Raw genomic sequence first — 18920 nt, 5'->3', positions numbered from 1 at the left:
CGTAGTATTGGCTATAAGTTAACAGCTGAAAAATACCCTGTGCGGCCCCGCCTATAACTTGAAGGAATGTTCGAAACTCGCGACAACAAGGTTATGACCGGGCGACAAATATTCATTGTCACCAGAGCGGACGGCAGGTTAGCGTTGCAGGAAAATATCGTGGAGACCCACCATGCGCTTCATTCCCCTGCTGCTGGCCGGTACCATCCTTGCCGGCTGCGCCACCCCTCCCGGCCCGCCCGTCCCAGCCTCGGCAGGCATGCCAGCGGTCTCCCTCGAGAACCTGCTGCAAAAACCGATCTACCAGATGAGCCCGGCCGAGGCGGGCCGCTACGTCGCCTGGGTACATGAAGCCGAACCAGACCTGCGCAAGCGTATCGCCGCGATCGGGCGCAAGAACCTCGGCCAGCCCTACCTGTTGAACCTGCTGGGCGAGTTCCCTTTCGAGGTGCACGACAATTTGCCGTTGTTTAGCCTCGAACGCAGCGACTGCGTTGTCTTTGCGGAACACACCTATGCGATGGCCCTGTCGCGCTCGTGGGAAGAGTTCTTCTGGATGCTGCAGCGGATCCGCTACCGCGAGGGCGTGATCGGCGTGGCCACGCGCAACCACTACACGGAGATGGACTGGAACGTCGCGAACCGCTGGCTGGTTACCGACATCAGTGCCGAACTGGCCGGCGCCGGCGGCCCTTCCTACGAGATGCGGGTCGACCGCGCGCGTTTCTTGCAGACACGCCACAACACCCGTCGCGACATCCCGGTTGAAACCAGCCGGCAAACCTATGTACCGAAGGAAGCGGTGTCCGCCATCGCCGGCCAGCTGCAGGAGGGCGATTTCGTCAACGTGATCTCGACGCGCGACGGCGAGCACTGGGCCTCGCACGTCGGTCTGGTGGTGCTGGGGCCGGGCGGCGAGCGGCGCTTGCTGCATTCGCAGGCGCCCAGGGTGCGCGAGGAAAGCTTCGACTCCTTCATCGGGCGTGCGCTCGAACGCGAAGCGCGCGATGCGCGTGAAGGCAAGAACGGCCAGCGCCTGGCCGGATTCAAATTCCTGCGTCTGAACGACAATATCGTGGTGCCGCCAATGGCGCCACAGCCACGCCCGGGGACCTGATCGACAGGGATGGCGTCCGGATCCTGCCGCCGTCCCTGCTACTACCCTGCACGGGCCGCGCATGGCGGCCGTTCGCGCCTGCGCCTCCATCCCGCATGAAATGGCCGTGCCCCCGCTCGGGCTGCCCGGTAGGCGCACAGCGCCACCTTCTCCCTTCTTTTCATCCTGCCGCAAATTAATTCCAATTGGAATTAATCTCGCGGAAACGGCCTATTAATTTCCTGGAGTCATTTCCAGAATTAAATAAACAGACCTTTTCGTTTTAATTCACATTTCTCGGTTGAGCAGCCTCAAACTCATCAATCCGATGACGCCCGATAATAAACTTACTCAGCAACAGTTACTCTCATTGCCGCCCTTACTCCAGCTTTTAATTTAACGCTCACTCATATTTCCAGCAGCACTTTTATTTAGAATCCGTCCGCGCATCGCCTTTACCGTTCTTATTGCAACCCACCTGACCGAGTAACGCGCATCATGCTCACACTTTCCAACCGTGTATTAAGCCAGTTTTGCGCCGGAATGGTATCGCTGCATCGGACCACCAAAATCGCGCTAATGGTCGCCATCGACCTGGTTGCATTACCCCTCTGTTTTCTGATCGCCATGTTATTGCGAGGTGGCGATTTGAAACTCGCGTCCAATTACGGGCCGGCCTCATATATTCTCGTGGCACTCGTTACCATTGCCGCATTGTCGATGTCCGACCTGTATCGCGCGGTGATCCGTTTCATCGACGGCCGCCTGCTCAGTACCACCGGTCTGGCGCTCGGCATTGCGGTCTTGTGCGCCTATGTCGTGCTGTTCGCGATTAACGACGCCATGTTTCCGCGCAGTGCCCTGGCCATTTACTGGTTCATCGTCTTTTCGTATGTGGTTACCTCCCGAATCGGCATGCGTAATTTCCTGCGCAGCCATAGTGCACGCCGTCCGGCTTCCGATGCGGTGGCCATCTATGGTGCCGGCGAGGCTGGGGCGCGCCTGGCGCAAACGATGCGCAATAGCGACGAATACCGTCCGATCTGCTTTTTCGACGACAAGCGCGCACTGATCGACCGCACGATTGCGGGCCTGCGCGTCTTCCATACCGACCGCCTGGCCCAGCTCGTCGCCGCCCACGACATCCGCACAGTCGTGATCGCCGTGCCCGCCATGCCGACCGAGCGGCTGCGCGACATCATGCAGCGCCTGGCCGGAGCCGGCGTCACCACGAAAATCCTCAGCCGCCTGGTCGACCTCGCCGACGACCGCGTCCGGCCGCGCGACTCGATCCGCGAGCTGAAATTCGAAGACCTGCTCGGACGCCCTCCGGTGCCGCCGCGCCTGGACCTGTTTGCCCGCTGCGTGCGTGGCAAGACCGTGCTCGTCACCGGTGCCGGCGGTTCCATCGGCAGCGAACTCTGTCGCCAGATCGTCACGCTGGCGCCAATCCGCCTGCACCTGCTCGACCACTCGGAATACGCCCTCTACACCATCCGCCAGGAACTCATCACCCGCTTTCCCGACCTGCGCATCGATGCCCACCTCGGTTCCGTCTGCAATGCCGACCTCGTCGAGCGCATCCTCGGCGAAAGCCACGTCGATACGGTCTACCATGCCGCCGCCTACAAGCACGTCCCCCTGGTAGAGACCAATATCGTCGAAGGCCTGCGCAACAACGTGCTCGGCGCCCAGGTGGTTGCCTCGGCCTGCGCCACCCACAACGTCGAAACCTGTGTGCTCATTTCCAGCGACAAGGCCGTGCGCCCGACCAACATCATGGGCGCCAGCAAGCGCATCGCCGAGCTGATCTTCCAGGCTGCCGCGGCCCGGTCGGGCACCCGCACCACCTTCTGCATGGTCCGCTTCGGCAACGTGCTCGGCTCGTCCGGCTCGGTGATCCCGCTCTTCCAGCGCCAGATCGCCCGCGGTGGCCCGCTGACCATTACCCACCCAGAAGTGTCGCGCTACTTCATGCTCATCCCCGAAGCGGCCCAGCTCGTCATCCAGGCGGGTGCGATGGCCAAGGGCGGCGACGTCTTCGTGCTCGACATGGGCGAACCGGTGCGCATCGTCGAACTGGCCCGCACGCTGCTGGCCATGTCCGGCCTGACCGAAAAAACGCCGCAAAACCCGGATGGCGACATCGAGGTCAAGTTCGTCGGCCTGTTTCCGGGTGAAAAGCTGCACGAGGAATTGCTGACCGACGGCACCGTGTTCCCGAGCGAACACCCACGCATCATGCGCATGAAGGAAAACGCCTTGCGTCCGAGCGTGCTCGAAACCTGCATCACCTGCCTGATGATGGCCTGTGAAACCCACGAGCGCGGCATGATCGAATCGATGGTCAAGGCCATCGTCAGCGAATACACGCCACAACTGCCCGTCGCCGTCCCCACGCCGGTACCCGAGCCCCAGCCCGAGCCAGCCCGGCTCAGCCTCATCCATAAATTCGTGCCCTTCCGTACCTGAGGCGGCACGCCTTCCCCACCCTACCCCCCAATGTTGGCGAGGATATCCATGCGCGACGAACACCAATCGGCACTCCTAGAGCAGCTCACCGCGAAACTGCGCGACCGCACCGCGGTCATCGGCATCATCGGACTCGGCTAGAGCGTGTTGAAATGCCCCTTGAGGTCGACGGTCGGTTCGTCGGAGGTGCTCCGGGGCGGCCGGGGATCGAAAGGAACACTCAGAATCGGCGGGCTGTGCATCACATGGGGGGTGAGCGGATGGTGGTCTGAGGGCTTGGTCATGGTCGTCTCCGGCTCACGGACGCGTGGTGACGCCGACCGCAGAAGTCAGCGCCCCCGGGAACAGCAAGCTCAGGTGACGGTTCCAGTTCGCCAGCGGTGAAGCGGCCACGTAGACCACGTCCTTGGGACGCAGCTCGAAAGACTCGGCCATGGCGATCGATCCTGCCAGGCGGGCGTCGAGCTGGAACACGCGGGTGCGCTCAGGCGTCTTGCGCACGACGTAGATCTGGCGCGCGTCGCCGCTCAGCGGGCTGATGCCGCCTGTCTCGCCGAGTGCTTCATTGAGGGTCAGGCGGCCGTTGTGCATCGTCAGCGCCCGTGGCGTGACCACCTCTCCCGACACGAAGACCTTGCTCTCGTCGCGCGAATGCACGCGCACGACGTCGCCCGGGGCCAGCATGAGGTTGGCCGGGTTGATTCCCTTTTGGACGAGATCGCGCAGGTTGATGCGGTAGCGCGCATCGCCGCGTTCGAGCGCGATGCGGCTCTGGTCGGCGGTCGGCAGCATGCCGCCGGCGCGGTTGATCGCCTCGACCAGCGTCATCGGGATGTCGTTGATCGCCTGCAGGCCGGGAGACTTCACTTCGCCATCGATGTAGACGCGCTTGCTGCGGTATGCCTGGACTCGCAATGTGACGTTCGGATTGGCGATGTAGCGCGCCAGCTTCTGCGTGAGCAGCGCGCGCGCCTGTTCCTCGGTCAAGCCTTCGACCGGCAGCAGGCCCGCGAACGGAAACTGGATGCGCCCCGGTGGTCGACGACGAAGCCTGGCTGCGGCGCGTTCGCTGCGCCAAACCGTGTTGGCGCCAGCCGCGTCGAGCGCAGCCGTGGCAGCCGTCATGCCCCCTCCCGCGAGTTCGGGATGGTCCCAGACGACAATGGACAGGATGTCCCCGCGCCCGATCGTATAGGGTGGCGGATTACGCACGATCAGGCGCGACAGATCCTGTTCGCCCTGCTGGAGCGCCGCCGTCTTCTCGGCCGCGATCAGCTGCTCGGTGATCATTTCGGTCGGCGGGGGTGGGTCTGCCGCGGTCTTGCCGTCATCGGACCGGAATTGCAGGCCCGATGCGCACCCGACCAGCACCAGCGCGCTCACCAGGAGCGCGCAACGCCGCCACAAAATTTCTGTTGGTAAATTCATGAGCTTGCCTATCAAATGAATAGCCGTTCCACTGCTGACCAACTCAGCGTACGGCCTCCACCACAGGCGGCTTAGATGCACATCAAACGGCAGGCTCAGGCAAGACAGGCAGGCGGATGGGCACGGCTGGCGCGGCCGGCATGCGTTTCCATGCGTAAAATTCAGGCGCTCAGCGTACTTCCTCGAGCAGCTTGAGGGTCTCGGAAAACAGCCACACACGGCGGATCTCGATGACGTCGAATTGCGCCGCCACATTCGCGGGGAAGGCGGCATAACGGGCGTTCAGGCGCACGATCCGGCGCACCGCCTCGTCGAGGTCGGCGCGTCCGCTGGAGCGCACGATGGTGATGTCGTCGACGCTGCCGTCGCTGCGCAACGCCACGCTGACGAGCGGATCGGCGCGACCGGGCCGCCGGCCACGCGCATCTGGATTTGCGCGGCATTGCGTTCGATTTTCTGGCGGAAGCTGTCCACGTACAGACGGACGGGCACGTCGCGCTCGGCGCTGTCGACGACCCGCCTGCGCCCGTCCGGCAACTGCTGGGCAGGACGCAGCGCCGCCGGGGCTCGCCCGGCAGGTCGATGCCGCGCATCAGTTCGCGTGCGCGGCTGGCCAGGTCGCTCCCCAGCATTCCGCGAGGCAAGGTCCCGTTTCCTCCCGCGCCAGCTCCGCGGCCGGGACCGTTGCCGGCCAGTCCGTCGCCCTCCCCGCAGGGGATGCGGGCGCGGCCGCCAGTTGCGCCTGGCGTGCGTGCTTGGCGCCCTCGGCTTGCTGGCGCGCCAACTCCTCCGCGCGGCGCCGCCCGGCAAGCGCATCTTCCGCCTGCTGGCGCGCGACGGCCTGCGCCTGCTGCCGCGCCGATTCCTCGTCACGCCTGCGCTGCCGCTCCGCTTCCTCGGCCAGGCGCTGGGCTGCCTGTGTTTCGCGCTGGCGCGTTTCGGCAACGCGGCGTATGTCTTCCTCTGCCTGCCTGCGTGCGGCCTCCTGTGCCAGGCGCCGTGCCTCCTCCGTCTGGCGCCGCACGCTTTCCTCGGCCAGCCGGCGCGCACTGTCCTCCGCGACGCGGCGGCTGTCGGCCTCGGCCTGGCGCCGTGACTGCTCCCCCGCCAGGCGCCGTACGTTCTCCTCGGCCAGGCGCCGCATCTGCTCCTCGGCCTGCCGCCGCGCGCTGTCTTCGGCCAGCCGGCGCTGTTCCTCCCGGGCTGCCACCTCCCGTGCACGCCGTGTCGCCTCCTCGCGTTGCTGCGCGAGCGCCCGCTCCTGCGCCTCCTCGCGCTGCCGCGCTGCCAGCCGTTCGCGCTCCTGCTCGCGGCGGCGCTCCTCGGCCAATGCACTCTCCGCGATGGCCAGATCGCGCTGGCGCGCCTGTTCGCGGGCAGCGTCGGCGCGCTGCAATGCAGCTACGCGCTCACGCTCGGCTGCGGCCGACCTCTCCTGCTCGGCCAGCCTGGCCTGCTCCTGTTCGCGTTGCTGTTGCGCCGGGCGTGCTGCGCAGCCTGCTCGCGCGAGCGCTCGGCCTCTTGCCGTTGCTGTTCAGCCAGTCGCGTGCGCTCCAGTGCCTCCCCCGTGCTGCATCCTCCTGAGCAATGCGCTCAGCGGCCAGCCTCGCTTCCTCCTCGGCCAGGCGCTCCCGCTCCGGGCCAGCGCTCGCTCGTCCGCATCATCGACGACATCGTCGGCCGCTTCCGGTTCCGCTTGCGCCACCTCCGGCTCCGGTGCGGCCGGCACAGGTCCTTCCAGTGGTACCTTGAACGACGCTTCCGGATTATCCTGCTGGGCAATGACCGCGACCGTGCTTTCGGGCGCGGACGCAGCCGGGGCGCGCGGGGCACGCCTGCGCCTGGACACAGGCCTGGTCCTGGCTGCCACGGGTGCGGGCGGCGGGGCCTTGGGCAGCGGGTCGAACAGGCGCAACCCGGAATGCGCTGGCGGCGCGGAAGCAGGTAATGGCGCCGCCTGGCCAGCTCGGATGGCGGGGTCGCCCCGCGAGGCGCAGTGTCGAGCGCAAGCGACGGCGGGTCCGGCAGTGGCGGCAGCGTGGCAACGGGAGGCGCCAATGGTGGCAGCGGCGGCAGCGGCGCCAGTGTGACGCTGATCGGGCTCGCCCCGCCCGCGCGCATGCCCGGGATGCCGAAGTGGACGGACAGGATCACCGCATGCACGAGCAGCGACACCAGCAGACCGATCGCCATGCGGCGGTGGGCAAGGTCGGGCACTTGCGGTCGGGTGGTGGATGGCATGCGGGGGGGGCGGGGAATGGTTGAGCTGCCAGCATAACCTTTACCGTGGCGGCGCGCACGCACGCTAGCATTCGGCACTGCCGTGGACGATACTGCTTGGGTCGACTGTGACGAAGGAGACGTCCATGTATCCAGGGTTTATTTTTGCGACCGGCATCGAGAACAGCAATCCGACGATTCACGGCGGGCGCGTCCGGATGGACGAACTCGAAAAATGCGCGCATTACCGCTACTGGCAGCGCGATTTCGAACTGGTCGAAGAACTCGGCTTGCGGGTACTGCGCTACGGCCCGCCACTGCACCGCACTTTCCTGGGACCGAACCGCTTCGATTGGGAATTCGCCGACCTCGCCTTTGCCGACCTGCAGCGCCGTAACATCGCGCCCATCGTCGACCTCTGCCATTTCGGGGTACCCGACTGGATCGGTAACTTCCAGAATCCGGATTTCCCCGAACTGTTCGCGGCCTACGCCGGGGTTTTCGCGCGGCGTTTTCCCTGGGTGCAGATGTACACGCCGATCAACGAGATGTGGATCTGCGCCATGTTTTCCACACTGTACGGCTGGTGGAACGAACAAGCGCGCAGCGATGCCGCCTTCGTGAAAGCCATCAAGCACCTGGTCAAGGCGAATATCCTGGCGATGCACGCCATCCTGAAAGTGCGCCCCGACGCCCTCTTCATCCAGAGCGAATCGACCGAATATTTCCATGCCGAGGCGCCCGAGGCCATCGGCCCCGCCGAAATCAACAACGCCCGCCGCTTCCTGGCGCTGGACCTGAACTACGGCCGCCGGGTCGATTCGGAAATGTATGAATACCTGCTCGACAACGGGATGACGCGCGAGGAATACCATTTCTTCCTCCAGCATAACCTGAAGCACCACTGCATCATGGGGAACGATTATTACCAGACCAACGAGCATTACGTCTCCGCCGATGGCCTGACGCGCGCCGCAGGCGAAATCTTCGGTTATGCCGTCATCACCCACCAGTACTACAACCGCTACCGGCTGCCGGTAATGCATACCGAAACCAACCTGTGCCAGGGCCCGGCCGGCGACGAAGCCGTGTATTGGCTGAAGAAGGAATGGGCCAACGTGCTGCGCGTGCGCAACAACGGGGTGCCGCTGGTCGGCTTTACCTGGTATTCCTTGACCGACCAGGTCGATTGGGACAGTGCGCTGCGCGAAGACCGCGGCAACGTGAATGCCCTCGGATTATTCGACCTGGACCGCAAGATTCGGCCGGTCGGCGTGGCCTACCGCGAGCTCGTCAAGGACTGGGAAGCGGTACTGCCAACCAAGAGCATCTGCCTGCAGGTACCGGTCGTGATGCCGCACGCCTACGCGGCCGATTTGACCTCGCTCGATCCGGCCTCGCCGAGCGACGAAGCACCGCTGGGCTGAACCCGCAAGGGCGCGTCAGTGCTTGCGCAGCGTGAAGGTATAGGTGTCGCCATGCGCCAGGAAAACGACGCTCTCCTCCAGCCCGGCCGACTTGACCTCGCGCGCGAAATCGGCCAGCGGCGACTTGAACACATCGTAGTCGTTGTAGTGGATCGGAATCGTCTTTTTCGGTTTGACGATCTGCATCATCTGCACGCCGTCCTTGCCGTCCATGGTGACCTTGAACACGCCCAGGATGCGGGTACCGCCCAGGTGCAGCAGCGCCAGGTCGATGCCGGGGAAGCGCTGGGGAATGCTGCGGATATCGTCGTAGACAAGCGTATCGCCGCTGATATACATGCGGTAGTCCGGGGTGTCCGGATTCGCGCCGAAGTCGAGCACGCTGCCCATGACCTTCGGCAGCAGCACCGAGACCCCGGCCGCGCCGTGGCGCCCCGGAACCGAGCTGATGCGCAAGTGGGCGCTGCCCTTGGTAACGTCAAGGCGGTCCCACTCGCTGAGCGCGAAACGCTGCTGGAAGCCGAGGCGCTTGAGTTTTTCGCTGGCCTCGCGGGTGGTCACGATGGGAATCCTGCGGTCGAGCTTTTCCTGCACCAGCTTGTCGAAATGGTCGTCATGCATGTGCGAGAGGATGACGAGGTCGATCGGTGGCAGCTTGTCGAAGTCGATGGCCGGATTGGTTTGCCGCTGCGAAGTCAGGCCATACCCGAGGTGGACGTGTTCGCCCTTGTGCAGGAAATTCGGGTCGGTCAGGATGGTCAGGCCCTGGTAGCGGATCAGCACGGTGGCCGTGCCGATGAACTGGACGGTGCCCGTATCGGCCGCCGCCGTATCGGCCGGGCCGGGCAGCTTCAGCGTGAATGTGTCCCCGGGTGCCGCTGCCGGACGCGCCCCCTCCTGCGCATTGCTGCGCGCGGTGAACGACATTCCCAGCGCGATGCACACGACCGCGCCGCCGAACCAACGATGAACACGCATACCGACTCCGTCATGGTCGAGCCTTTACCGATGGGCTCACGATGTCTAAACGTTATCACGAAGGCCAGTCTGGCGGCGTCCGTTTGCAAAATGCCAACACCTGCCTAGCGTCGCAAGTGCTTGCCCGGGCGATGTTGGTTTTCCGCAGAACTGCGAAATAGCGAACGGAGCGGTGTAACAATCCGGACCAAAATGTCCTTGCCTCCACAAACCGGCACGGGAGCCGGTGCAGACGCCGACGCGTCGCACCAGGCAACGGCGGTTTTGTCGGATGCCTTCACAACAAGCGCAGCGAGGACACCAGATGACAACCATAAGACACACCCTGACAACCACCGTTCCCGCATCGCCTGCGGACGTCTGGACCTGGTCCACCTCGATCCGCGGCATCAAGCAGGAAATGTGGCCTGTGCTGAAGATCACCTTCCCGAAAGGGATGACCCATATCGGCGAAGACACGACGCTCGACAAGCCGCTCTGCCGGTGCCAGTTCCTGCTGCTGGGTATCTTCCCGGTCGACATGTCGAAACTGACCTTCTCGGAAATCGTTCCGGGCCACCGTTTCGTCGAGCAGTCACCGCTCCTGTCGATGCGCTCCTGGCGTCACGAGCGCATCATTACCTCTGTTGCCGGCGGCACCTGCGTCACCGACAACCTGACCTTCTCGCCACGCTTTGGCGGTCCGGTGGTCGGCTGGTTCGTCAAGAAGTTCTTCGAACATCGCCATGCGGTGCTGGCACGCGCCTTCGCCCGTACAGCCACGAAGGAGCAGGCTGCGGGGCCTGCGCACTGAAGGGACGGCGATCCGGTAACACATACCGGGATAGTGAAGCAAAACAGATCGCGGCGCTGCCCCGCGCCGTGCAACTGCGCCTGCCTGGGACGACGCTAGGGTCGCTTCAGGTTGCTGACGCTACTGGGCGGATGCTCCCAGCCCCGTTCGACGACCTTGCCGTTGACAACCTGGTCTTCGCGGAAGTCGCCGCCGGCCATGTAGTAATGCACGCCCGAAGGCCCATCGCCAGGCTTCCAGCTTGCCGCCGAAACGATTTTCTCCACATCCCATCCGACTAGAACGCCATCATCGACGAGGCGGATCTTCAGTCTCAGGCTGCCACCCTTGGTGCGCAGGAACTCCAACACCTCGGCAGGAATACGTTCAGCGACCTTCGCCGTGTAGTCGGCGATCACGGGACTGCCATAGCCGGTAAGCGCCCCGCTTGGGGTCGACCGGCAGGCTGTCCAGGTCGCGCGAATAAAGGCTGGCAGACCGCGTTCCCCACCGGGGAAGCTCGAATTGCCCACGTTTTTCAGGTTGACCAGGGAACCGCCATCGATCCGGTATCCCTTGTCGTCATAGATCTCTACGCCGCATTTATCGGTCCTGGCGTCCAGGCGCAATACACCGATCCGGATGGCACGGGGTGCGTCGTCACGGCGACTGGCGCCGCGGGCGCAGGCTGCCACCGCAGGCAACAGCGCGGCGATCCATAACATGCTGCGACGCATAGGGCTTACTTTACGGATGGAGACCGGACGTTTCATGGACCTTGCACCGTTAAATTGAGATCGTAACCGTTTTCCTTGAGCCACTTGAGATAGCCCTTCATATCCACGGTGCCTGTGCCAAAGCCCGGAACCGGTCCCCGCACCGTGTTACCGCTACCATTTACCGTTCCCGGACGGTAGCTGATGAACTGGCCGGTGTCACTGAACTTCATGCCGACACCGTCCATCTGGCGCTGGGTCGTCCTGGTGCCGTCCCGGTAGCGCACCTCCCGGTCCTCTTGCGTGGGAACGCCGTCGGGCGTGTTCTGGTTGTTGCTCTTGTCGTGCAACACCGTCGTGGCGATCACGGTACGTGGCGCGTCGTCTACCTTCACCCCGGCAGTGGCTGCCTGTTTGACCATCCACTCCATCGCAACCTGCGCCAGCTGGTTTTCGCCCGCGCCGAAGCCGCCACCGATATCGGCATGGGCACCGAGGAAGCCGCGTTCGATCCTGACTTTCCCGTCGGGCGTTGGCGCGCCACCGATCGATTCGAGCGGGAAGGCGCCAAACCTGCCACCGGGCAGATCGCGGACCGACTGTCCGCGGAATTCATTGAGGGCAACCGCATGCGAAACGTGCGCGAACTGCGCGGGAATGGCCAGGTTGTACGCGGGTCCGCTGTTCGTACTGAGCACGGTGTCCCACAGGCCCAGGAAGCGGAAATTGACTTTCTGGCATTTCACGATGTCTTCGCCATTTGCTCCCTTGACGGTGTACTTGTACCAGCCGTCCGTGGTACGGGCTGCGATCCGGTTCGAGAAGTCGCGGGCCTGCGCAGCGCCGCGGCTGAAGCCGACGATATCGATCTCCATGACGTCGTCGTCGGCCGCCGTATCGGCAGCGTTATTGAAATACTCTTCCATCCGAACGATCCTGGCGTTGCCCGAATAATTGAACGCCATGTCGGCTGTCTCATTCGGCAAGACGTTGTACCAGGGGACAAAATCGCCGGGGCGTATCGGTCGCGCGGCATCGCTGGTATCGACCGTGCCGACACCGGAAATATAGTATTTCGGTCCATCCTGGTAGCGATCGAAGAACTGCGACACGTTCGAGCGCGAGCCGCCGTTCGCCGCCAGCCAGGCATCATCCCGGGTATTGCCGGTCCCGTCGAACGCGAACAGCACCAGCCCTTCCGGGTCGATGTACCTGAGCGGATTGTTGCTGACGTAGGCATAGCTGTTGATATCGGCCCGCAGTCCCAGCGGGTCCGGGCTCAGGTAGCGGCCCTCGCGGGGGTCGTAGTAGCGGTGGTCGTTGTAGTACAGCCCGGTCTCGCCGTCCTCGTACTGGCCAGGCAGGCGTAGCGGCTGCACGAACGCGTCCTGGTTGTGGCTCACTGCGATCACGCCGAAACCGCTGTACTGCGCCACCCAGACCGGCTTCGCCGCGGCGTCGGTCGCCACCTCGGGTGCGCCCAGGTGGTTGGTGTGCAGGTAGGCGACCGCTTCGCGCGCGTTGCCGAGCCAGGACTTGAAGACCAGGCCGATGTCGTGCCATGCCTGCCCGGTGCCCGAACGTTCCCCGCTCTCCGGCTGCACACCGTCGGCATGATCGATGATGGCGACCGGCTTGTCGGCCAGGTACAGGTATTCGCGCGTCACGCGGCCGTGTGCATCGAGTTCGGCTGCGACCTTGCGGCCGGTGTAGAGGAAGTGGCGCGTGTCGCCCGCCGCCGTCTTGGCGATGCGCTCGCCGCGGTGGTTGTAGCTGTAGGCGGCGACATCCTTGCCGTCCTCGCGCACGGCCGTCAGCTTGCCCAGCGCATCCCATTCGAAGGCGCGCTTGCCGATCGAGAGCGGCAGGCCGCTGGCATCGTACCGGATCGGCTGAGCGCCTCCAGCCTCACTCGAACGGCGATTGGCGCCTGGCTGGTAAGCCGTGCGCACGGTGGCCGCGTCCACGCCGGCGGCCGGCTGCTGGGCGAGCAGGCGGTTGCCGCTGGCATCGTAGAAGTAACGGGCGTCGATTGCCGGCCCCTCCTGCGACACCTGGCGCAGGCCGGAGGTGGTGCGGGTGCGCGCCTCGACGATCAGGCGGTCCTGGGCATCGTAAGCATAGTCGCGCGTCTCGTCGTTGCCGCGCACGCCCAGCAGGTTGCCCTGCACGTCCCACAGGTAACGCGAGTCGAACAGGCTGTTCGGCTCGCGCGGCAGTCCAAGCACGTTTACCGGCTGAGCCGCCGTGGCAGGGGCCATGGCCGCATGGGCAGGTGCGATCCCGAGCAGGCGCTCGATGCCGGCCGAGGCCACGACCGTGCCCGGCGCCGGGTCCTGCGCGCGGCGGTAGACGATGCGTGCCAGCGTCCCCTCCGGGCTGCGCTGGTAGCGCGCCTGCACGCCGTTACCATATTCGAAAGCGCTGATATCGACCTGGTCGCGCTCGATCTTCGACACCAGCGTCTGCGAAGGCAGCAACCAGCGCAGCCAGGACGTGCGCACCCGGTGGCGTTCCAGCGCCACCAGCGCATTCTGGGCATTGCGCTTGTATTCGATGACGCTGCCATCGGCAAGCGTGATGCTGCGCGGCTGGCCGTCGGCATCGTATTCGTAGCTGGTACGGCTGACGATCGGCTCCGCCCCGGCGCGATGCAGGGTAACGGTCTTGGCCAGCAAGCGGTGATTGGCGTCGTAGGTATAGCGCTCGCTCTGCGCCGGATGGTCGATCGCCAGCAGGTCGCTGCCCTGCCAGCGCCAGGTGGTGGTCACCGGCTTGCCGTTGCCGGCTTTGAGGATCGTCTGGCGCGCAATGCGCCCGGCCGCATCGTACGCATAGGTGGCGCGGTTGCCGTGGCTGTCGGTGCTGCCGATCACGCGGCCGGCCAGGTCGTAGCTGCGCGTGACGGTGCCGCTGTCCGGGCTGGACACGACCAGGGTGCGGCCGAAGTCGTCGTTGACGTAGCGCGTGCGCGCACCGTTGGGCGCACGGATCTCGTCGGTCAGGCCAAGCGCATCCCGGCCGACCGTCATGCTGCCGGCGAACGGAGTATTGGCCGCATCGGTCACTTCGACCATCTGGCCGTCGGCATCGTAGCGGTAGCGCTGTTCGCGCCCCAGCGCGTCGACCCGCGCCGCCACCTGGCCCAGCGCATTCCAGACGATCTGGCGCGTGATGCCGGAACCATCCGTCACGCTCACCAGGTGGTTGGCCTCGTCGTAGCCAAACAGGCGGACCTGGCGCATCGAGCCCGCCTGGGTGCTCGCTTCCAGCACACGTCCTTCGCTATCGGCCAGCCGGCGCGACAGCACGCCTTCGTGCGTCACGCTCCAGCTGTCGCGTCCCGTCAGGTCGGCGCCCTGCTTCGTCAATGCGGTATAGGCGCCCTTGCGGGTAATGCCGGTCTCGGCCACCCGATCCATGGCGTCGAAGCGCGTCTGGTAGACAATGCCGCTGCTAGCGACCGCGCTGCGGCGGTTGCGCGCGTCGTAGCTGAAGCTGCTGGACGCGCCGCCCGCGTTGGTGACCCTGGCGATGCGCCACAGAGCGTCGTATTCCAGCGTGCTGCGCACATTGCCGGCGCCCGTCACGGCGACGATGGCGTTGCCCTTCGGGTCCCACTCGAGCAGGGTGATATCGGAATCGCGCGGGCTCGCGGTCGGGCCGTTCGGCAGCGGGCCGTCGACGCTGGCCAGTACGCTGCGGCCGTTGATGCGGCGGTAGCCATAGCGGGTGCTGCGCGTCATCGCCACAGGCTCGGCGCCCGCGCCCGGCGCCCAGCCGCTTTCGCTCACTTCGAGCGGCTGGCCGGCGCTGTTGTAGGTAATCGAGGTCAGCGCCTCCCTGCCCGGCACGACGCTCGGACGCGCCACCTGGGCCGGCAAGCCGGCTTCGCGGTACACATAGCGCATGCTTAGCTTGCCGGCTTGCGGCTTGCCGCCCACATACACCAGCTGGCTGATTTTCGCAGGACGCCCCAGCGCGTCGAACTCCGTGCGCAGGCCGCGCAGGGGCTGGCCGGCGTCGCTCAGCTTGACCGTCTCGGTGAGGCGCCCGGACGGGTCGTACTGGTAGCGCACATTGGTCTCGCCGCAGGTGGCGCAGCCGGGCCCCCGCACTTCCAGCAGCTGGTACTGGCCGCCAACGATCGCATGGCGGTACTCGGTTTTCTGGCCCAGGCTATTGGTCAGCAGCGTGCGGCCGGCGCCGAATTCCAGCGTCACCTTGTTGGTGTCGCCGGCCTGCTTGGTCAGCACGGCCTTGCCGTCGGCCCCGTAGCCATAGGCGGACAGGCGCGCCAGCTTGCCCGCGTCCATGACGCTGATCCCCGTCAGCAGGGTCGGCCAGCGTGCATCTTCGTAGTGATAGCTGCGGCCCATGCCCGTTTGCGGGTAATTCACGCGCACCAGGTTCGCCAGCAGCACGTTCGGGGCGACGGCAGCGCCTTGCGCAGGCTTGCTGCCGTAGGCATAGGTATAGCGGCCCAGCGGACTGTCGATGCTCTGCACGCCGCGGAAGGCGTTGCCGGCGCTGGCGCTGGCCTTGTCGAGGTAGTTCAGGCGCAGTACCCGGCCCTGGGGATCGGTCACGCTGACCAGCCAGCCCTTGCTGTCATGCTGCAGGCTGACAAATTCCCCCGTCGGCGCCAGGATCTGCACCAGCTTGCCCTTGTTGTTGAAACTGAGCTCGCGGCCGTCCGCCATGCGCCACAGATATTCCTCGCCGCCGCGGCCCTGGCGCACGCTGACCGTGCCTTCGTCGGGATTGTCGCTGGCGCACAGCGACGGGTTGGCCGGATCGCGGCTGAAGATGATGCGGCTACCGTCGGCCTGGACGATCTGCAGCGTGCGGCCGACCACGTACAAATCGGTCTCGTACGACAGCTTCCAGCCACGCCCGACCAGGTTGGTCGATGCACCGGGGCCGGACAGGCTGCTGTTGTAGTGGCGGACGATCTCCAGCCCCAGCACGCCCGGCAGCGGCGCCATGTCGACTTCGCGCTGATACTTGTTGCCGTTGATGAGGTTGATCGGATTGCCGGCGCCGACATTGACGCTGCTGTTGCTGCCGATCGTGGCCGGCCCGCCCTGGCCGCAGGTGCTGCCGCTATTACCGGGCCCACAGGTGCCCGGCGGATTCGTGCCTGGCGGCGTGAATGGCGGCGTGCCAGGGACGCAGCTGGTATTCGGAGGGCAGGCGGGTGGCGGAAACGGAAAGCCGGGGAGCGTCGTCTGGGCACGCACGCCGACGGTGGCGCCATTGAGCAGGACCGCGGACAGCGCGGCATGCAGCAAGACCTTGTACAAGGCAGTTTTGGACATTGTGTGTTGTAGTAGAAAAGTGAAGCGTTACACTCTTCGGCGTGCCGGAAACCGGACGCCCTCCCCATGTTCATGCGTCTGGCCGCGCGCGGTTTCCGGACATCTGGTAACCGTTAATACTCGACCATTTAACAATCACATATTACATCGACATCTTGAACATTTAGTATGTTTTTGATGACGCGGCCGTTGTAATGGCGACATTGGCGGCCGATGTCGTTTACGGAGAAGTTGATGGCGAGGCGGCGTTCGCCGCGTCCCGCAATGCACGAATACGGGCACGCTCCGCGGCGGGTGCGGCACGCCCGGAGATGGCGCGGGTTTCAAGTAACACCGACAGGGCGCGCAGAATATCCGCACGGCCCTCGGTCACTTCCTGCAAGGCCAGTTCGGAAACGAAGCCTTGCTGATCGACCCAGCCGGTCACCGTGAATACCCGAGGCACCCCGGTTTTCAGCACCATGAAGTCGTCCAGGTCTTCTTCGGTCGGTACGTCCACCAGGTAGGTCTTGCCGGACCTGCGCTCTTGCACCGCAAAGGGATACCACCGCAATGGCGTATCGAAGGGCTGCCATTTTCGGTGGACGACGCGCATGAACCGATGCTCGAGCACGCGCATGCCAGGGCTCTCACTCCCGCCCAGGCGCGCGATCCAGAAATCCATCAAGACACATCGGCCACTGCCGTCCAGGTTCAGCAAGCGGCGCTGCGCCCCATACGCTTCGAAGGTCGGCCCCGGCAATGCGGGAGCGACCGCGGCCGGTTTCCTGCACGCGGCCAGGTCGAGCAGCCGATACTGGCTTGCCGCTCCCGGCGGCGGCGCGGCGTGGACGTTCAGCACGCCCGTGACGACGCAGCTCGCTGCGACAAGGAAGCCGATGAAGCGCCGTCGTGTTTCGTTCACTCTGATTTCTCCGTCCCGGTTTTGCACTGCCCGAGCCACCGATTCGTCGCCTCGCTGCTGCCCTCTTCGGTCTTGACCGTCATGCGATAGTGGCGCTCATCGAGGGCGGTCACGGTGACAACCGTATGCGTGTCGCCATCCTGCTTTGGACAGGTCAGTGCGTACGTCACGCTGTTGGTATCGCTCGCAATGACACGATGCTTGCAGCTTTCCTCGTCGCGCAGGCGTTCGACAGCGCGCTGCATGTTCGCTGTCGGCAGCACGCACATGACGAAAGTCCTGGGCGCCTGCGACATCTGCCCATCCGATCCGACGTCATTGAACGTCGACTCCCATTGTCCCTCCAATAGCTTAGGAAAAGGAATGGTGTCACCGGCGGAGCACGGCAACTGGAGGGTCGCCAACGTGACTGCGGCGAGAATCGTTCTACGCATTGTTTGTGTCTCCGGGTGCTGGTGGAACCGCGCCAAACGGCAAGCACTTCAAAGACGATCTGTTCGCCGGAATAGAAAAACAGCCGTCTGCAATCGCCACGGTCGTCATGCGCGCCGTACTTCGCATCATTGCGTTACCGCCCTGACTTGGACTGTGCTCTTTTCGTCGACGGTCCGGTACAGGCCGGCCTTGCCCTCGACCGTATTGCCCTCCAAAACCACCCCCGCCGAGTTCTTGAATGCCATCGCCACCGCCCCGTCCGGCTGCCCTTTGATCACGAAGCGGTTGTTGCGGATACGCGCATTCCGGCCGTCCTCGACATACAAGGCCACCTGGGGCTCGCCGCCCGCTTGCGCCGGGCTGCGCGCCGTCATGACGATCTCGTTGTTTTCGAATACCAGGTCAGGGCCGAACAGGTTCAGCGCCCCGTTGCCGCCGATGATCCTGCAGCGGCGGATGATGTTGCGCTTTCCCTGCATGAGCACCACGATCTGGTCGGACGTCAGCGTCAGGTCTTCGAGAACGTAATCTGTATTCTGGTAGCGCGTCAGGTCGCCGTGCGCATCGCTCAGTTCTGCCCCGACCAGGAAACTCGCGCCCATCGGCCTGTTGGACAAGCGCAGGTTCTCGCCATTCCACCGGTGCGCCATGACGACCGCCGCCTGCACGGTTGTCCGGATGCTGCCGTTGCGCAGCGTGATCGCACGGGCCACTTCCCGTGGAGCACGTGGCGCGCCATCGGTGCGCGTCGTACCACCGAGATGCGTCATTCCTTTGCCGTAGTCGATCGCCGCCACGGCGCTATGGCCGGCCATATCGATGGTGACGTTGCCGGGGCCGACGAAGATCATGGCTTCGTGTGGAATCGTCGCATGCGGAAGCCGAAGCCAGCCGGTACGCGGCACCTGTTTCAGGTCGTGGCCGAGGCAATAATTGCCGGGCTCGAAAACGGTGACGGACCAGCCACGGGGATTGACCAGAGGCAGGCATGCTTGCGCCGGTGCGGGTGCCGCCTGGGCACTGGCCGGCATTGCCGCGCCGCCCAGGCAGGCGGCGAAGAACAACTGACGCAAAAGCCCGAATGCGAAGCACGCGCCTGCCGGGAGGCGGCGATACCGCTCGGTGAGCGGGTCAAATGACTTCATCGAACC

13 protein-coding genes are annotated in these 18920 nt (G+C 64.8%); 4 read left to right on the top strand and 9 right to left on the bottom strand.

Annotated elements, in window-relative coordinates; all coding sequences use genetic code 11:
- Positions 1-172: 172 nt before the first annotated feature.
- Together G4G28_RS09990 and G4G28_RS09985 are read left to right on the top strand one after the other, a co-directional pair.
- Complete coding sequence (locus tag G4G28_RS09990; protein WP_182988161.1) at positions 173-1117, top strand: N-acetylmuramoyl-L-alanine amidase-like domain-containing protein; 945 nt, start codon at positions 173-175, stop codon at positions 1115-1117.
- 669 nt (positions 1118-1786) lie between these two features.
- Positions 1787-3568 carry a nucleoside-diphosphate sugar epimerase/dehydratase gene (locus G4G28_RS09985; RefSeq protein WP_229507988.1) on the top strand — a complete coding sequence of 594 codons (1782 nt, stop codon included), beginning with the start codon at positions 1787-1789 and terminating at the stop codon, positions 3566-3568.
- A gap of 297 nt (positions 3569-3865) precedes the next feature.
- Here G4G28_RS09985 and G4G28_RS09975 read toward each other — a convergent pair whose 3' ends face one another.
- The 3 genes from G4G28_RS09975 to G4G28_RS09965 all read right to left on the bottom strand — a co-directional run bounded on the left by G4G28_RS09975 (position 3866) and on the right by G4G28_RS09965 (position 6392).
- Positions 3866-4996, bottom strand: coding sequence for a polysaccharide biosynthesis/export family protein (locus G4G28_RS09975; protein WP_183108303.1), 1131 nt, complete (start codon positions 4994-4996; stop codon positions 3866-3868).
- A gap of 169 nt (positions 4997-5165) precedes the next feature.
- On the bottom strand, positions 5166-5378 hold the full coding sequence (locus G4G28_RS09970) for a TonB family protein (RefSeq protein WP_183108302.1): 213 nt from the start codon (positions 5376-5378) through the stop codon (positions 5166-5168).
- A 210-nt stretch (positions 5379-5588) separates the two neighbouring features.
- Complete coding sequence (locus tag G4G28_RS09965) at positions 5589-6392, bottom strand: hypothetical protein (protein WP_183108301.1); 804 nt, start codon at positions 6390-6392, stop codon at positions 5589-5591.
- A 970-nt stretch (positions 6393-7362) separates the two neighbouring features.
- Here G4G28_RS09965 and G4G28_RS09960 point away from each other — a divergent pair.
- On the top strand, positions 7363-8643 hold the full coding sequence (locus G4G28_RS09960) for a family 1 glycosylhydrolase (protein ID WP_182988155.1): 1281 nt from the start codon (positions 7363-7365) through the stop codon (positions 8641-8643).
- Positions 8644-8658: 15 nt separating this feature from the next.
- Here the strand turns inward: G4G28_RS09960 and G4G28_RS09955 are convergent, their stop codons facing one another.
- The gene (locus G4G28_RS09955) at positions 8659-9621 is read right to left on the bottom strand and encodes an MBL fold metallo-hydrolase (protein ID WP_229424955.1); all 963 of its coding nucleotides are present in this window, start codon (positions 9619-9621) and stop codon (positions 8659-8661) included.
- Between the two features lie 304 nt (positions 9622-9925).
- Here G4G28_RS09955 and G4G28_RS09950 point away from each other — a divergent pair, with 304 nt between their 5' ends.
- Positions 9926-10414: a hypothetical protein gene (locus G4G28_RS09950; RefSeq protein WP_182988154.1), complete on the top strand. Its 489-nt coding sequence runs from the start codon at positions 9926-9928 to the stop codon at positions 10412-10414.
- A gap of 95 nt (positions 10415-10509) precedes the next feature.
- Here the strand turns inward: G4G28_RS09950 and G4G28_RS09945 are convergent, their stop codons facing one another.
- The 5 genes from G4G28_RS09945 to G4G28_RS09925 form a co-directional block, all read right to left on the bottom strand.
- A complete protein-coding gene (locus tag G4G28_RS09945; protein ID WP_183108300.1) occupies positions 10510-11166 on the bottom strand; it encodes a hypothetical protein in 657 nt (218 codons plus the stop codon).
- Positions 11163-16430, bottom strand: coding sequence for an RHS repeat-associated core domain-containing protein (locus tag G4G28_RS09940; protein ID WP_183108299.1), 5268 nt, complete (start codon positions 16428-16430; stop codon positions 11163-11165). Before G4G28_RS09940 ends, G4G28_RS09945 begins: the two co-directional genes overlap by 4 nt.
- A gap of 220 nt (positions 16431-16650) precedes the next feature.
- Positions 16651-17271, bottom strand: coding sequence for a hypothetical protein (locus G4G28_RS09935; protein WP_183108298.1), 621 nt, complete (start codon positions 17269-17271; stop codon positions 16651-16653).
- 59 nt (positions 17272-17330) lie between these two features.
- Positions 17331-17768 carry a DUF3617 family protein gene (locus tag G4G28_RS09930; RefSeq protein ID WP_183108297.1) on the bottom strand — a complete coding sequence of 146 codons (438 nt, stop codon included), beginning with the start codon at positions 17766-17768 and terminating at the stop codon, positions 17331-17333.
- Between the two features lie 126 nt (positions 17769-17894).
- Positions 17895-18914 (bottom strand): right-handed parallel beta-helix repeat-containing protein, encoded by a 1020-nt coding sequence (locus tag G4G28_RS09925; RefSeq protein WP_182988148.1) that lies wholly within the window; start codon positions 18912-18914, stop codon positions 17895-17897.
- Positions 18915-18920 lie beyond the last annotated feature (6 nt).

This window comes from Massilia sp. Dwa41.01b, from assembly GCF_014171775.1.
Taxonomy (GTDB): Bacteria; Pseudomonadota; Gammaproteobacteria; order Burkholderiales; family Burkholderiaceae_D; genus Telluria.
The sequence above is the reverse complement of the archived record's forward strand: the minus strand, read 5'-3'. Positions and strand labels throughout refer to the sequence as shown.

Bases quoted from the DNA above. Each gene is read 5' to 3' on its own strand.
- G4G28_RS09950 (WP_182988154.1), top strand. From the start codon at position 9,926: ATGACAACCATAAGACACACCCTGACAACCACCGTTCCCGCATCGCCT.
- G4G28_RS09960 (WP_182988155.1), top strand. From the start codon at position 7,363: ATGTATCCAGGGTTTATTTTTGCGACCGGCATCGAGAACAGCAATCCG.
- G4G28_RS09955 (WP_229424955.1), bottom strand. From the start codon at position 9,621: ATGCGTGTTCATCGTTGGTTCGGCGGCGCGGTCGTGTGCATCGCGCTG.
- G4G28_RS09940 (WP_183108299.1), bottom strand. From the start codon at position 16,430: ATGTCCAAAACTGCCTTGTACAAGGTCTTGCTGCATGCCGCGCTGTCC.
- G4G28_RS09930 (WP_183108297.1), bottom strand. From the start codon at position 17,768: ATGCGTAGAACGATTCTCGCCGCAGTCACGTTGGCGACCCTCCAGTTG.
- G4G28_RS09990 (WP_182988161.1), top strand. From the start codon at position 173: ATGCGCTTCATTCCCCTGCTGCTGGCCGGTACCATCCTTGCCGGCTGC.
- G4G28_RS09945 (WP_183108300.1), bottom strand. From the start codon at position 11,166: ATGAAACGTCCGGTCTCCATCCGTAAAGTAAGCCCTATGCGTCGCAGC.
- G4G28_RS09925 (WP_182988148.1), bottom strand. From the start codon at position 18,914: ATGAAGTCATTTGACCCGCTCACCGAGCGGTATCGCCGCCTCCCGGCA.
- G4G28_RS09975 (WP_183108303.1), bottom strand. From the start codon at position 4,996: ATGAATTTACCAACAGAAATTTTGTGGCGGCGTTGCGCGCTCCTGGTG.